Here is a 14490-nt window from a genome sequence, read left to right as displayed (position 1 = left end):
GTCCGGGCGGCAGTCCGCCGGCGTCCTCGATCCAGCGCCGACGCTGCGCGATCTCCTCGATGGTCGTGAGGCCGGGCCGCAGGACGGCGACGAGACCTGGAGCAGGGCGTTCACCGACGCGTGCACGGGCGCCGACCGCCCCGACCGGATCCTCGTCGCCTTCGACGCCCCGGCTTTCGACGGCACGGCTTTCGACGGCACGGCCCTCGACAGCACGGCCGAACAGGCCGGGGCGGACTCGCCCCCGATCGCCGCCCGCCGCCGGACCCGGCAACTCCTGGGCGTGGTCCAGGCCCTGGCCGGGCTGTCCGGGCCGCCGCCGCGGCTGGTCACCCTCACCCGGGGAGCACAGACGCTCGCCGCGGGCAGTCCACCCGGGCTGGTCCCCGGTGGCGTGCGCGGCCTGCTGCGGGTGCTGGCGCTGGAACATCCCGAGCTGCGGACGATGCACATCGACGCCGACCCGGGGTCGACCGACGACGCCGCCGGGATCGTCGACGAGCTGCTCGCCGACGGCTCGGACGAGGAGGTCGCCCTGCGGGCCGGGGTGCGCTTCGTCGCCCGCATCGTGCCGGCGCCGCCGACTGCCGCCGAACGCCGCGCGGCAGGCCGCCAGGAGGTGGAGTACGGGCGGGACGCAATCGCGCTGCGGGCACCGAGCGGCGGCAGCCTCGACGACCTGGATCCGGTCGCCGTGGCGCGCCGGACTCCCGGGCCGGGGCAGGTCGAGGTGCGGGTGCAGGCGGCGGGCATGAACTTCCGGGACGTCCTGATCGCCCTGGGAGCGCTGCCGCACGGCCCGATCGGATTCGAGTGCGCCGGCGTCGTCACCGCCGTCGGCCCGGGTGTGACGTCGCCGTCGCCCGGGCAGGAGGTGCTCGCCGTCGACCTCACCGGCGGCGGCGCCTTCGGCACGTTCCTGACGACCGGCGCCGAGTTCACCATGCCGGTGCCGGTCGGCGTCGACCCGGTGCGCGCGGCCGGGATTCCCGTCGCCTTCCTCACCGCCTGGTACGCGCTGCACGACCTGGCGGGGCTGCGCGCCGGGGAACGGGTTCTGGTCCACGCCGGCACCGGGGGCACGGGTCTCGCCGCGATCGCCGTCGCCCGGATGCTCGGCGCCGAGGTGCTGGCCACGGCCGGCAGCCCGGAGAAGCGGGCCTACCTGCGCGGCATGGGCATCGACCAGGTCATGGACTCCCGCCGCCTCGACTTCGCCGAGCAGACCCGGGCCGCCACCGGCGGGCGGGGCGTCGACGTGGTGCTCAACTCGCTGGCGGGCGAGGCCATCCGCGCCGGCCTGGACTGCCTGGCGCCCTTCGGCCGCTTCGTCGAGCTCGGGCTGCGCGACATTCTCGCCGACAACCCGCTGGGACTGCTGCCGTTCCGCAACAGCATCACCATGGCCAGCGTCAACATCCTCGATCTTTGCCGGAACCGGCCCGAGCGCGTCGCCGTCATCCTGCGCGAGGTTTCGGCGGCCTTCGACGCCGGGCGGCTCACGCCACCGCCCGTGACGACGTACCCGCTCGCGCAGGCCACCGAGGCGTTCCGGTTCATGGCCGGGGCGCGCCACATCGGCAAGGTCGTCCTCACCGTGCCCGCCGAGGGCCGGACGACCGCGGCCCTGTCCGGCGGTGTCCGCCCGCCGGTGCGGACGGACGGGTCCTACCTCATCACTGGCGGCCTGCGCGGGGTCGGCCTGGAGACCGCGGCCTGGCTGGCCTCCCGCGGCGCCGGCCGCCTGGTGCTCAACGGCAGGTCGGCGCCCACCCCGCAGGTCGAGGAGCGTCTTGCCCGCCTCGCCGCCGCGGGCGCCGACATCCAGGTGGTGCTCGGCGACGCGGCCGAGGCGGAAACCACCGACCGCCTCGTGGCCGCCGCCACCGCCGACGGTCTGGCGCTACGCGGGATCGTGCATTCCGCGATGGTCCTCGCCGACGCCGTGATCAGCGGCATCACGGATGAGCAGGTCGAGCGGGTCTGGCGGCCGAAGGCCGAGGCGGCCTGGCGGCTGCACGAGGCCACCGCCGACCGGCCACTCGACTGGTTCGTGCTCTACTCGTCGATGTCCTCCCTGCTGGGCAACCCGGGTCAGGGCGCCTACGCCGCGGCGAACTCCTGGCTCGACTCCTTCGCCGACTGGCGGTCCGAACAGGGGCTGCCGACGACGGCGATCAACTGGGGCCCGTGGGGTGAGGTGGGTGCCGCCACCGATTTCGCCGGCCGGGGATACGACACGATCTCGACGGCGCAGGGCCTGCACGCGCTGGAGACGGTTCTGCTGCACCGCCGCCGCCACGCGGCCGTCCTGCCCGGCACACCCGCCACCTGGATACCGGCCGCCGGCCGGGACGCCGCGCTGTTCCGGGGACTCGTCCGCGCCGAGACCGACACTCGACAGGCCGACGCCGTGCCCCCGAACCCCGGCCAGGCCAAGGCCGAACCGCCCGCCGCGCGACCCGGCGGACGTCCGGTCGGCGACGGAAACGGAAACGGCGCCGGCGACGGACACGGCGGCGGCGGCGGCGACGGACACGACGGACGCGCGGACGGCTCCACCGACGTCCTCGCCGCGATCCGCGGGTCGGCGCCCGGCCTCGCCCGTCGGGAGACGTTCGAGTCCTACCTCGCCGACCACCTGCGGACAGTCCTGCGGCTTGGTTCGAGTGCCATCGACCCGGACACGCCGCTGCGCTCCCTCGGCTTCGACTCGCTGCTCGCGCTCGAACTGCGCTCCCGCCTCGAGCCCGCCCTCGGCATCAGCCTGCCCGGCAACTTCGTCTGGAAGTACGCCACCCTCGCCGCGCTGGCCGACGGCCTGGCCGAACGGGCAGCCCTGCCGCTCGAGTGAGCCGCGGCGGACGCCGCGTCACACCGGACGCCGCGTACACCGGACGCCGCGTCACACCGGACACATGGGCGGCGGGACAGCGTGGTCCTGCCGCCCATGCCGCTGCTCGTCGGAGCGCAGATGCGTGCCGAGCCGGTCGATCTCGTACCCGTCGGGGTAGACGCTCGCGATCAGGTCGAGGACGAGCTGCGGCGCCCGCTTGTCGGTGGCGTCCCGGGCCGCGTGCTCGCGGGTGGCGCGGTGGACCCGCTCCCGGTAGGCGGCGTCGGGATAGTCGTAGCCCAGGGCCGCGACGATGCGGGGATCGGTCAGGCTCATCAGGACCTTCTCAACCCGCGGGGCGATGTGCGCCGGCACGACGGTGGCCAGCAGCCGCAGCGCCGATTCGGCGAGCCGCCGGTTCGACGGGGCGAAGCGCACCTGCCGGTCGAAGTAGTCGTCGCGGAAGGCGACCATCTCCGCGACGGTGGCGGGCACGTCCCGGATGTTCATGTGCAGGGCCTGCACGCGCTCGAACTCGACGACGCCGAGCACCTCGTGCTCGGTGAGTTCCCGCCAGCCGTACTCGCGGGCCGCGGTCAGCTGGCCGAGCGTGGTCTCGACCGACACGGCCGTGAAATCCTCCGCGGTGATCGCGTATTTGTGGTGCATCTCGTTCATCCGCCGCAGCGCGTCGCGCCCCCGACCCGGCACGAAGCCATGGCTCAGCATCTCGTGGTGGATGAGCATCTGGTCCACCAGCCGTTTGCGGTTACGGAACTCCAGTTCACCGGTGCGAATCAGGATGCGGGTCATCCGCGGCGGCGAGATCGTCGCGAAGAAGCCGGTCGCGATCTGCGGCAGCAGGGCCCGCTGGAAGTCGCGGTGAAAAAGATGGGCGATCTCCCGGGCATTCTCGACGGGATCGAGCGCCAGAATTCGGTCCCGTAACGCGTAGGGATCCCTGACCTGACTGTCTGTGCTCATCGGTCGCCTCCGCTCGCACGCCGGCCGAGCCGCGATCGGGCGATCGCCAGTCCCACCAGCCTCCACTGTCCCCTCATTTAGTATGACGAAATCAGGTGGATGTCCAGGGCTGCTCGGACGGTGGGCGAAACGATGGATGCCGGCCGGCGGTTGACCGTGCTCACCGGGACTCTCCGGCTGTATCGGCCTGGTCGTTCGTTCCTCGCGGTGCTGCTCTGCGGTGGGGCTGAGCCGAGGCGAGCACGTCCGGCGACGGGGATGTGCGCTCCGCGCTGTGCTCCATGGCGGATCGGCCGGCCGGCCCGGGTCCGTAGTCGGAGTGGGAGGGCTGGCCGTCCCACTCCGACCGGGTGTACCGAGGCGGCCGACCTGCTGCTGGCCAGTTCCATCTCAATGGTGGATATTTTCTGATAACCTCCAGCGGCATTCGTGACCTCAGTTCAATAACACGTTCAAAGCGAACCAGACCTCCGGCCGTAGACAAGGGGTATACCTGGCGCCGGGTCAACTTATTATGTAGAATATTGAGAAGAAATCACTGCTCGAAGAACTGGGACCCCTCAGGCGGCCCGGTAGTTACTTAGCGTCCCGGGCTAGACGTGGGCCATTCATGAGTCAGGACAGAGTAGAGCAGGCTGTCGCGCCAGATGCCACCCGTGTACACGTGGTCGCGGATACGTCCTTCGACGGTGAAGCCGAGGTGCTCGACGACGGCGACGGAGGCCGCGTTGTTGGGGCCGATCGCGGCGCTGATGCGGTGAAGCCCCAGGACGCCGAAGCCGAACTGGATGGCGGTACGGACGGCGTCGGTGGCATGTCCCCGGCCCCACTGGTCAGCCTGGATGGCGTAGCCGAGTTTCGCGGCCTGCACGCCGTTGAGCCCGAGCCGGGCGAAGCCGATCAGTGATCCGGCGAGGTCGACGGCGAGGTAGAACTCCGTCCGGGGCTCCTGCCTCGCACGGTCGACGATGCCGGCGAGCATGGTGTCGGACTGCTCGCGGGTCTTGGCGTCGAAGGACAGGTAGTCGGTGACGCGCGAATCCCCGACTAGGGCGTGTACGGCTTCGGTGTCGTCTTCGCCGAACTCGCGGAGCGTGACAGCGGCGCCGGCCAGGTGGAGGGGGTAGAGGAGGGTCACGGTCCTACCGTGGCAGAGCGGCAGCCGGAGTGCGGGTGAAGGTCTCGATCTCCTCTTGTAGGTTGCGGGCGGCGGGGTCTGCGCCCAACTCAGAGTGGGCGATGGCGGCATGCAACCGTTGCACACTGTGCACGATCCCGTTGATCCGCTGTCCGGGGACGAGACCGAGTACGGGCGTGATGGCGTCGGCGGCGCCGTCGAGGTCACCGCGGGCGATGCGGGAGAGGGCAAGTCCGGTGTGGCTACCGGCCTGGTCACCGAACGCCCACTCAGGTCGGTTGGTGTCGCTGTAGGCATCGACGGCCTGCGTGGAGTAAGTCTCTGCCGCGTCGGCTTCGGTGGGATGCCAGTTCAGCGCGTCGGCGGCGTAGTAGGACTGGCGTGCACGGGAGAAAGTGCACATGCCGCCGATCTCGTCGAGCTCGTCGGCGGTGACCTGCTCCCAGGCTCGTTCGGCCTTGCCGATGGCTGCTCGGGTTTCCTCGACGTTGCGCAGAGCGGCCCAGGCTCGTGCCTCGTTGAGGGGAAGCCAGACAGCAACTGTGCCTCCACTGGAGGCGGCGAACGTGGCGCCGGTCTGGGCGTAGCGGAGGGCTTCGTGCGGTCGACCGCTCCAGTAGGCGATGAGAGATTGTAGTCCGCGTATCCATGCGCGTAGGCCGTCGTGATCGGCATGCTCGGCGCAGACGTAGGCGGTCCGGGCGTGAGTCATGGCGGCGTGGGGGACGCTTAGATCGTGGGCGGCTTTACCCAGCAGTCCGCCGGTCACGCCGGCGAGCAGGTAGAGCTGCTGCGCCTGGGCGGGCTTCCGTCGTTGTTCGAGAAGACTGAAAAGAGTGTCCTGGACCCCGGCGAGTGATCCAAGGAGGTCGGCCAGGGGCTGTTTCGGGTAGGCGACGGCGAGTGTCCGCACGTCGTCGTAGACCTGTTCGATCGTCTCGGCAGTCAGCGTCGCCTGGTGGGAGAGGGCGAATTCTCGGGCACGGTGGGCGGCCATGGTGACCATCTCCTTCTGTTTCCGAGATCGCACGTCGTCGTGTGCGCCCGACCCGGCACGGATCTCCTGGCAGTGCAGGTCGACCAAGTCGCCTTCGGCATGCAGCGCATCGTCGAGCGCCCTCAACAGGCGAGGCGACGGCACTTTCACGCCCGTCTCGATCTTGGAGATCAGGCCCTGGTCGGCTTCGACGCGCGCCGCGAGGCGCTGCTGTGAAAGTCCGACGGCGGTCCGACGGCGCCGTATCTCGGGGCCGAGCAACGCGGGCATGTCGTCATCGTGGCCCCGGGGGCGCGTCTGGGAGGCCAGGACCTCGACACCAGCATATGTGCGAGGACCAGTCATACATTCCTCCGGCCTGCGACGGCGACCACGATCGGTGCAGCGGTTCCGGTCGGGCTGACATGAGGTCCCCGGCCGGCGCCGAAGACCAACGGGAAGGGATGTCGAGATGGCCACGGCGTTGGAAACGAAGATCGAGGTGGAGATGGGGCAGCCGTTCGCGCCCGCGTGGGAGCGTATCCCGGGGATTGAGGTGGACGGTTCGACGTTGAGGATCGACCCGACCGCGTACTTCTTCCGTCGTAGCGACCGGCCCGTGTGGATGCTGGTGGACTGGGACCTGGTCACCGACCGGCTGCTGTCGCAGACCGAGACCGAGACGGCAGCGGTGGAACAGCAGGCGTTGGAGTTCGTCCGCGCCTTCGGCCAGCGCACCGGCGACCCGGCCGCGGTGCTGCGGACGGCCGACAAGGTGTACAGCTACCTGTTCTCCCCGGACGTCATCGACGATCCGGAGCTGGAGGTCACCACGCAGGACCTACGAATCCTGCGCGAGTCGGCGACGCTGGCGGCGCTGAACCGGGTGGAGTTGTCGGGGGACATCTCCGACATCGGGCCGGCGTGGTTCTTCGCTGTCACGGCTGAGGTGGTGTTCGGTCTCGACACCGCCGAGTCCGAGCGGGTCGACGACCTGTACCACGGCGGGTTCTTCAACGAGTATCGGCGGGTCGCCTCCGTCCGGGCGCATGCGGCGCTCGGTGGGCGGCTCGTTCACGGCTGCCAGTCGTCGCCGAACCTGGCCGGCGGCGTGGTCGCGCCCTACGGTGTCGACCTGGGCCGGTTCCGGGCGGACCTGGGCACGATGAAGGCGGGATGGATCGCGTCGATCCGCGCCCTGGCCGGTTCCGTCCCGACCGCCTGACACTCCTGGGCCGGCCGGTGACCGTACCCCGCCTTCACCGGCCGGCTCGTGTCCGCGTGGCGGGAAGGTCGTCGGAGGTCGAGCATGGACAACACACCGCAGTTCGCGATCCTGGCTGACCTGGTCCACCAGACCGGCCGGGGAATGCCTGCCGCCCGTACGCGGGTCCGGGTGTGGGAGATGTCCGGGGTGGAACGGCTCAGCTTCACCGACGGCCCCGATCTGATCTTCAAGTGGGGTCGGGAACCCTTCACCGCGGAGGCCGACATCCTGCGGCACGTCCACGGGCAGGGGGTCCGCGTGCCGGAAGTGTTCGCCTCCGCCGCCCGCGACGGCGTTCTGGGCATGCTGATGCACGATCTCGGCGACGCGGATCGAGAAGCAACCATCGACGACGCCGTCACCGCGGCCATCGCGACCCATGAGACAGCAGCACCCGACGCGCTGCCTGTTCTCGACCGGGCGGCGTTGACCGCGCTCCCCGGCCGGGCCCTGAGTCGCCTGGAGGAACTACGGGCAGCGGGGCGATGGGCGGATACCACCGATCTGGATCGCCTGTTGGTCCCGCTCGTGGAGCACGCGGATCGGTTTGCGGACGGGGCGGACCTCGCCCCGTTCGGACTGTGTCACAGCGAGTTCCACCCGACCAGCCTGCACCTCCGCGACGACGGATGGTGGCTGCTGGACTGGGCCCGTTCCTTCCTCGGCCCCGGGCTGCTCGACCTGGCCTCCTGGCAGGGAACGCAGCAACCGGCGAACCCGACGAGCCTGCGCCACCTGATCTGGGCGTACGTCAGAGCCGGCGGCGCGGCGGAAACCTCCCGACCCCGTGCCGGTCTGCCCCCCGAGACGTGGGCTCTCGGCTGGCACCGGCTGTGGATCATTGCCTGGTACCTCGAGCAGTCCGCGATCTGGATGCCGAACCCCGATCGGGACCCCACGGTGATCCCGGTGATTCGCAGACACCTCCACGAAGCCGCCGCATTCCTGTGGGTACCGGACCGGTGAACGGCGCGGTGAGAGAACGTCACCTGCGCACACGCGCAGGAGTCGGGACGGTCAGGCCGGTCCCGGCTGGGTGGGTGGCCGGTCGGAGGGGCGCACGAGGCCCGTCTCGTAGGCGAAGACGACCGCCTGCACGCGGTCGCGCAGCTCCAGTTTCGCGAGGATCCGGCCGACGTGGGTCTTCACGGTGGCCTCCGACAGCACGAGGCGCGCCGCGATCTCGGCGTTGGAATGCCCGGCCGCGACCTCGCCCAGGACGACCAGTTCGCGGTCGGTGAGGCGACCCACGCGGGGATCGGCGGGGGCGCGCGGGCTGTCCGGGTCGGGCAGCCGGTGGGCGAAGGTGTCGAGCAGCCGGCGGGTGATGCTCGGCGCGACCACGGCGTCGCCGACCGCCACCGCCCGGATCGCGGACAGCAGGTCCGCCGGACGCACGTCCTTGAGCAGGAAGCCGCTGGCGCCCGACCGCAGCGCCGCGTAGGCGTACTGGTCGAGGTCGAAGGTGGTCAGGATGAGAATCCGGGCCGCCCCGCCGGCGGCGATGATCCGACGGGTCGCCTCGATCCCGTCCATGCCGGGCATCCGGACGTCCATGAGCACGACGTCGGGCGCGAGCTCGGCGGTCAGCCGGATCGCCTCCGCGCCGTCACCCGCCTCCCCGACGACGGTCAGGTCGGGCTGCGAGGACAGAACCATCCGGAAGCCGAGGCGCAGCAGCGGTTGGTCGTCCACCAGGAGGACCGAAATCGTCACCTGGCCACCCGCTGCGCCGCGATCTGCCGCGGCACGGGGCCGCCCTGCACGTCGCCGCCCTGCGCGGGGTTGAGCTGCACGGGGCTGGGCTGCGGGACGCCGTCGGCGGGCGCGACCGGATCGGGATCGGCGAGCAGCCGCGCGTGGACGCGCCAGCCGCCCGTCGGCCGCGGCCCGGCCGCCACGACGCCACCGAAGGCCGCCACCCGTTCCCGCATCCCGACCAGCCCCTGCCCGCCAGGAACGCCAGAACCCCCGGGAACGCCAGAACCGCCAGGGCTGCCGAGGCCGTCAGAACCGCCGAGGCCGCCAGAACCACCAGAACCACCAGGGGCGCCGGGCTTGCCTGTGCCGCCGTCGACGATCTCGACCTCGAGCGCGCTGGCGGCGTACCGCAGCCGGACCTGGGCCGTCGCCGCGGGGCCGCCGTGCTTGAGGGTGTTGGTCAGGGCCTCCTGCACGAGCCGGTAGACGGTGAGCGCGGCGCCGCCGGACAGCGCGACCGGCTCGCCGCTGATCTCCATGGTGACGGGCAGGCCGGTCGCCCGGACCTGCTCGACGAGGCGGTCGAGATCACCGAGGCCGGGTTGCGGCGCGCGGGTGTCCTGCTGCGCGTCGTCGCGCAGGATGCCAAGAAGCCGGCGCATCTCCCCGAGCGCCTCCCGGCCGGTGTCGGACACGGCCTGGACTGCCCGGCCGGCCCCGGCAGGGTCGGTGTCGAGGGTGAACGCCACGCCGTCCGCGAGGGCGATGATCACGGAGAGGTTGTGGGCGACGACGTCGTGCATCTCGCGGGCGATGCGGGCCCGTTCGGCCGCGGCGCCCAGGCGGTTCTGCTGGTCGCGTTCGCGTTCGAGGCGGGCCGCGCGATCCTCCAGGTAGGCCAGCCGCGCACGGCGCCCACCGATGTTCACCCCGGTCGCGCAGGCCGCGATCATCATGCCGGTGAGGAACACGAAGGCGCTGAACACCTCCCGCACCGGGGGGCCGCCCCAGCGCACCGCCGCCAGCACCACCCCGAGTTCGGTGATGCCGGCCGCGAGCAGCGCCCAGCGGCGGGGCCGGGACGCGGCGACGGAGTAGAGGGCGATGAGCAGCGCCGCGTCGCCGGGCGAGGTCACGTCGAGCAGCCATTGGACGAAGGCGATCGCGGCGAGCAGGGCGAACACCGCCATCGGCCGCGACCGCCGCCAGATCAGCGGAACCAGCAGCGCGGCCGCGAACACCAGACCCAGCGGCCGCCCCTCGGGGTGCAGCACCGCGGCGATCAGCGCCAGCGCCGCGCACGGCAGCACGATCGCCGCGTCGACTCCGGTCGGACGCGCCGCGAGCAGCCCGAGCAGCCGGCCGGGGCCGCGCGGGCCGGGCAGATCGTCGACAGCCACGTCGTGGGCCACGGGCTCCATTGTGCTCGCGGCCGTGCTCGCGACGACCCGCCTGACGACTTGTCTGAAGACCCGCCCGACGACCCGCCCGCCGCTGCCCGCCGAGGACGCCACGAGCCTAGGCGTCCCGTCGCCGCAGGACCACCGCCGCGGCGGCCAGCAGGACCGCCGCATACCCGCAGAACAGCAGCAGGCCGGTCCAGGGCCCCAGCGACGAGGACTCCCGCACGACGGTGAAGACGGCCTGCCCGGCGCTGCTGGGCAGGTACGGGTCGATGTTGTGCGACCAGCTCGACGGCAGGAAGTTGACGATCAACGGAAGGATCAGCAGCACCCCGAACAGGGTGGCGATCCCGCCGGCGGTGCTGCGGACCAGCGCGCCGAGCGCGACCCCCAGCAGGGCCACGACCGTCAGGTAGAGACCGCCGCCGAACACGGCGGTGAGCACGCCGGGATGACCGAGCGTGGTGTCGATGTGCTTCGACGACAGCATCGCCTGGCCGCCCACGAAGGCGACGAACGACGAGACCGTCATCAGGACGAACGTGACCACCGCGAACACGATCGACTTCGCCCACAGCACCGGCAGGCGGTGGGGCACCGCGGTGATCGTCGCACGGATCATGCCCGTGCCGTACTCGCCGCTGAACATCAGCACGCCGAGCACACCGATCGCGAGCTGCGCGAGGAACACGCCGCTCAGGCTCGTGTTCGTCGGATCGAAGGTGAGCCGGTCGATCGGCGACTCCTGATCCCAGTGGCTGGCCTGCGCCCAGGAGATGAGGATGCCGAGGGCGACCACGAACACGATCGCCGCGAGCAGGGAGAACAGGGTCGAGCGAAGGGACCGCAGCTTCGTCCACTCCGAGTGCAGGACCCGCCGCTGGGTGACCCCGTAGCCGGCCTGCGCCGTCAGCTCGCCGCGCGCCGGTCCGACGTCCGTCACCGTCGTCATGATCGTGCTCCCGCCCCGTGCGTCTCGAGGCGGGCGCCGCCCGCCGTCTGTGCCGACCCGTCCCCCGGCTGGTGCGGCAGCGCCGACGCCGAGCCGCCGTGGTACTCGACGGCGTCATGGGTCAACGCCATGAACGCCTCCTCCAGCGACGCCTGCCGCGGCGTCAGCTCGGACAGTGCGATGCCGGCCGCGGCCGCGATCGCACCGATCCGATCGCTTGGCAGCCCCGACACCTCGAGCACGTCGGCTCCGTCCGCGCGGATCGTGACGTCCGCCGACAGCAGCAGATCCCGCAGCTGCGCCGCACGCGGCGAGCGGACGTGCACGACGTTCTCGGAGGCGCCGGCGACGAAGTCCGCGACGGACATGTCCGCGATCAGCCGGCCCTGCCCGATGACGACGAGATGCTCGGCGGTCAGCGCCATCTCGCTCATCAGGTGGGACGACACCAGCACCGTGCGCCCCTGCGCGGCCAGGTCCTGCAGCAGGGTGCGGATCCAGCGGATGCCCTCCGGGTCGAGGCCGTTGACCGGCTCGTCGAGGATCAGCGTGCCGGGATCGCCGAGCAGCGCCGCGGCGATGCCCAACCGCTGCCCCATGCCCAGCGAGAAGCCCCCGGCCCGCTTGCGGGCCACACCGGCGAGCCCGACCAGCTCGATGACGTCGCCGACCCGGCGGCGCGGGATGCCGTGGGTCTGGGCGAGGGCCAGCAGGTGGTTGTAGGCCGAGCGACCGGTGTGCACCGACCGCGCCTCCAACAGCGCACCGACCTCGCACAGCGGCGCCCGGACATCGCGGTACCGCTGCCCATTGATCAGGACGCTGCCCTCGCTCGGCTGGTCGAGACCCACGATCATCCGCATCGTCGTGGATTTTCCCGACCCGTTCGGCCCGAGAAATCCGGTGACGATGCCGGGCCGGACCGTGAAACTCAGCTCCGACACGGCAAGTTTTTCGCCGTATCGCTTGGTGAGACCTTGCACCTCGATCATTACTGATCGCCCATCTCTAGGGATTCACGTCCAGCACTGCCGAACCTAATCCGCTGGCCACGTCGCAACGACGGCCCACAGAGCGATCTTTGCGGCGCCGACGTCCTCCTTGCGGCGTACCCGCCTACGCCGCGGGAGGTATCCCGCTCCCGCCCCGCGCCGGCGGCAGGCACGTTCGGCGCGTGCTCGCGTTTGCCTCACCCGGTGACGGCGGGCGGCGTACAACCCGACCATGGCGGACAGCGGAACGGCGGACAGTGGAATGGTGGACAGAGCAGCACTTCGCCGACTGGACCGGCGATGGCTGTGGGTGGTCGCGGCGGCCGCGGCGATCGGCGCGGCGGTCGGGATCTGGCACCTGACCGATCGGATGTACCCGCCGGGCACGGACGGCGCGGCGGAGGCCCGCGCGTCGTTGCAGGGCGGGATCCTCACCGCGGTGGCCGCGCTGATCGCCGTCGCCGGTGGCCTGATCGCCCTGGGCGAGACCCGCCAGGCCAACAAGAACACCCACGTCCGCGAGCTCTACACCCGGGCGATCGACCAGCTCGGCTCCGACCGCGACACCATCCGCCTCGGCGGCATCTACGCCCTCGAACGGATCGTCACCGACAGCCCCGTCGACCAGCGCACCGTCGTCGAGGTCCTCTCCGCCTTCGTCCGCAAGCTCAGCACCAGCCCCCTGTTGCGCACGCCGCTGCCGCCCGGCCCCGACGGCACCGTCGCGCCCCTGCCCCCGGCGATCGACATCCGCGCCGCCGTCCAGGTCCTCGCCCGCCTCCCCCACCGCCGCGCCGTCCCCCGCGCCGATCTCACCGGCGCCGACCTCACCGGTCCGGCCAGCCTCACCGATCTCGCCCTGCCGGACGCCGACCTCACCGGTGCCCGGCTGAGCGAGGCGAACCTGACCCGCGCCCAGCTCGACGGCGCGAACCTCAGCCGCGCCCTGCTGGTCCGCGCCACCCTCGCCCGCGCCTTCCTCGTCGAGGCGAACCTCGCCGAGGCCCGGCTGGCCGAGGCGGACCTCACCGGCGCCGAGCTGTTCGCGACGAACCTCACCGGCGCCCAGCTCACGGGCGCGGACCTCACCGAGGCGCGGCTGGTCGACGCGAAACTCGCCGGCGCCCAGCTCGGCGGGGCGACGCTCACCGGCACCCTGCTGTTCGGCGTCGATCTCACCGGCGTGTCCGGCCTGACGCAGAAGCAGGTCAACGCCGCCCGCGGCGACGAGCGGACCCGCCTGCCGGCGGGAATCCAGCCGCCGCCGTCCTGGGTCGCCCCGCCCCAGGCCGGCGGCGCCGACCCGGTGGGGTAGGGCTAGCCCTCCGCCCGGATCGGGTCCTCCCCCGCAGGCGTAGGGAGCGCCTGGTATCGAGCGCGGTGCCAAACGGCGACGGTCGTAGCATGACGCAATCGCCTGCGAACACGGTGGAACTGCCTGCGAACACGGTGGAACCGCGGACGGCGGAGGACCATTTCGACGAGCTCGTGCGCCTGCACCGCACGACCCTGCTCTCCTACGCGACCCGGCTCACCGGCGGCGACCGCGGGCGGGCGGAGGATGTCGTGCAGGAGACCTTCCTGCGCGCCTGGCACAATCTCGATCGGTTGACCCCCGAACGCGGCTCGATCAACGGCTGGCTGCGCCGGGTGGCGCACAACCTCGTCGTCGACGGCTACCGGGGACGTCGGGCCCGGCTGACCGAGCTCGAACTGGAGCCCGAGCACACCGAGGTCCAGGCCCAGCCGGACCACGCCGAGTCGGTTCTGCTCGCGGCCACCGTACAGGCGGCGCTGCGCCGGATCTGGCCCGAGCACCGGGCCGCCCTCGTCGAGGTCTACCTGCGCGACCGCACCTGCGCGCAGGCGGCGACGGCCCTCGGAATCCCCGAGGGGACGGTGAAGAGCCGGGTGCACTACGCGCTGCGGACCCTGCGCCGGCAGGAGGAGCTGACCGTGCTGTAGGTCCGCTCATCCGCCACCGCGATGTCGGCGTCGCCGACGTCGAGCCCGACCAGCCACGGCGTGGCGGCATCCTCGATCGACACCCCGATCGGGCTGCCGTGCACCCGGACGCCGTCCAGCCGGGCGGTCGAGTCGCCGAGCAGGAGGACCCCCACGTCGCGCGGGATGGGGCTGTATGGCGGAGTGGCCGGGGCGGGGGCTGGGTCACGTCGTCGCGGCCGGTCCCGGGGCGTCGGCCAGGCGGGCGCCGTCGGGTGCGAAGGGGCGGCCGCCGGC

12 protein-coding genes and 1 pseudogene are annotated in these 14490 nt (G+C 71.9%); 5 read left to right on the top strand and 8 right to left on the bottom strand.

Going from position 1 to position 14490, the window contains the following annotated elements; all coding sequences use genetic code 11:
* Positions 1–2854, top strand: a 2854-nt coding sequence (locus ND748_RS12880; RefSeq protein ID WP_251746033.1) for an SDR family NAD(P)-dependent oxidoreductase, incomplete at its 5' end; no start/stop codon positions are given.
* A 51-nt stretch (positions 2855–2905) separates the two neighbouring features.
* Here the strand turns inward: ND748_RS12880 and ND748_RS12875 are convergent.
* The 3 genes from ND748_RS12875 to ND748_RS12865 form a co-directional block, all read right to left on the bottom strand.
* Complete coding sequence (locus ND748_RS12875) at positions 2906–3820, bottom strand: hypothetical protein (protein ID WP_251746032.1); 915 nt, start codon at positions 3818–3820, stop codon at positions 2906–2908.
* Positions 3821–4400: 580 nt separating this feature from the next.
* Positions 4401–4958 (bottom strand): GNAT family N-acetyltransferase, encoded by a 558-nt coding sequence (locus tag ND748_RS12870; RefSeq protein WP_251746031.1) that lies wholly within the window; start codon positions 4956–4958, stop codon positions 4401–4403.
* A gap of 4 nt (positions 4959–4962) precedes the next feature.
* Positions 4963–6225, bottom strand: a complete 1263-nt coding sequence (locus ND748_RS12865) for a helix-turn-helix domain-containing protein (protein ID WP_251746030.1) — start codon at positions 6223–6225, stop codon at positions 4963–4965.
* 181 nt (positions 6226–6406) lie between these two features.
* On the opposite strand from ND748_RS12865, the gene ND748_RS12860 reads away from it, so the two are divergent.
* On the top strand, positions 6407–7159 hold the full coding sequence (locus ND748_RS12860) for a hypothetical protein (RefSeq protein ID WP_251746029.1): 753 nt from the start codon (positions 6407–6409) through the stop codon (positions 7157–7159).
* Between the two features lie 84 nt (positions 7160–7243).
* The gene (locus ND748_RS12855; protein ID WP_251746028.1) at positions 7244–8167 is read left to right on the top strand and encodes a phosphotransferase; all 924 of its coding nucleotides are present in this window, start codon (positions 7244–7246) and stop codon (positions 8165–8167) included.
* Between the two features lie 51 nt (positions 8168–8218).
* On the opposite strand, the gene ND748_RS12850 is transcribed toward ND748_RS12855, so the two are convergent.
* From ND748_RS12850 to ND748_RS12835, 4 genes are all read right to left on the bottom strand, one after another.
* A complete protein-coding gene (locus ND748_RS12850; RefSeq protein ID WP_251746027.1) occupies positions 8219–8917 on the bottom strand; it encodes a response regulator transcription factor in 699 nt (232 codons plus the stop codon).
* Complete coding sequence (locus tag ND748_RS12845; protein ID WP_251746026.1) at positions 8914–10323, bottom strand: sensor histidine kinase; 1410 nt, start codon at positions 10321–10323, stop codon at positions 8914–8916. The genes ND748_RS12850 and ND748_RS12845 overlap by 4 nt, the downstream gene beginning before the upstream one ends.
* A gap of 97 nt (positions 10324–10420) precedes the next feature.
* On the bottom strand, positions 10421–11257 hold the full coding sequence (locus ND748_RS12840; RefSeq protein ID WP_251746025.1) for an ABC transporter permease: 837 nt from the start codon (positions 11255–11257) through the stop codon (positions 10421–10423).
* Positions 11254–12249 carry an ATP-binding cassette domain-containing protein gene (locus ND748_RS12835; protein WP_251746024.1) on the bottom strand — a complete coding sequence of 332 codons (996 nt, stop codon included), beginning with the start codon at positions 12247–12249 and terminating at the stop codon, positions 11254–11256. The genes ND748_RS12840 and ND748_RS12835 overlap by 4 nt, the downstream gene beginning before the upstream one ends.
* A gap of 262 nt (positions 12250–12511) precedes the next feature.
* Here ND748_RS12835 and ND748_RS12830 point away from each other — a divergent pair, with 262 nt between their 5' ends.
* Entirely contained in the window at positions 12512–13564 is a 1053-nt protein-coding gene (locus tag ND748_RS12830; RefSeq protein WP_251746023.1) for a pentapeptide repeat-containing protein, read from the top strand.
* Between the two features lie 89 nt (positions 13565–13653).
* The gene (locus tag ND748_RS12825; protein WP_251746022.1) at positions 13654–14214 is read left to right on the top strand and encodes a sigma-70 family RNA polymerase sigma factor; all 561 of its coding nucleotides are present in this window, start codon (positions 13654–13656) and stop codon (positions 14212–14214) included.
* Here ND748_RS12825 and ND748_RS12820 read toward each other — a convergent pair.
* A pseudogene (locus ND748_RS12820) lies at positions 14166–14490 on the bottom strand (hypothetical protein); the annotation flags it as partial. The gene ND748_RS12825 and the pseudogene ND748_RS12820 overlap by 49 nt on opposite strands.

This window comes from Frankia sp. AiPs1 (genome assembly GCF_023716945.1).
Taxonomy (GTDB): Bacteria; Actinomycetota; Actinomycetes; order Frankiales; family Frankiaceae; genus Frankia.
Note: the sequence above shows the minus strand (reverse complement) of the source record. Positions and strands in the feature narration are given on the sequence as shown.

Coding starts and splice junctions, on each gene's coding strand:
- ND748_RS12865 (WP_251746030.1), bottom strand. CDS start 6,225: ATGCCCGCGTTGCTCGGCCCCGAGATACGGCGCCGTCGGACCGCCGTC.
- ND748_RS12875 (WP_251746032.1), bottom strand. CDS start 3,820: ATGAGCACAGACAGTCAGGTCAGGGATCCCTACGCGTTACGGGACCGA.
- ND748_RS12830 (WP_251746023.1), top strand. CDS start 12,512: ATGGTGGACAGAGCAGCACTTCGCCGACTGGACCGGCGATGGCTGTGG.
- ND748_RS12835 (WP_251746024.1), bottom strand. CDS start 12,249: ATGATCGAGGTGCAAGGTCTCACCAAGCGATACGGCGAAAAACTTGCC.
- ND748_RS12825 (WP_251746022.1), top strand. CDS start 13,654: ATGACGCAATCGCCTGCGAACACGGTGGAACTGCCTGCGAACACGGTG.
- ND748_RS12845 (WP_251746026.1), bottom strand. CDS start 10,323: ATGGAGCCCGTGGCCCACGACGTGGCTGTCGACGATCTGCCCGGCCCG.
- ND748_RS12840 (WP_251746025.1), bottom strand. CDS start 11,257: ATGACGACGGTGACGGACGTCGGACCGGCGCGCGGCGAGCTGACGGCG.
- ND748_RS12855 (WP_251746028.1), top strand. CDS start 7,244: ATGGACAACACACCGCAGTTCGCGATCCTGGCTGACCTGGTCCACCAG.
- ND748_RS12860 (WP_251746029.1), top strand. CDS start 6,407: ATGGCCACGGCGTTGGAAACGAAGATCGAGGTGGAGATGGGGCAGCCG.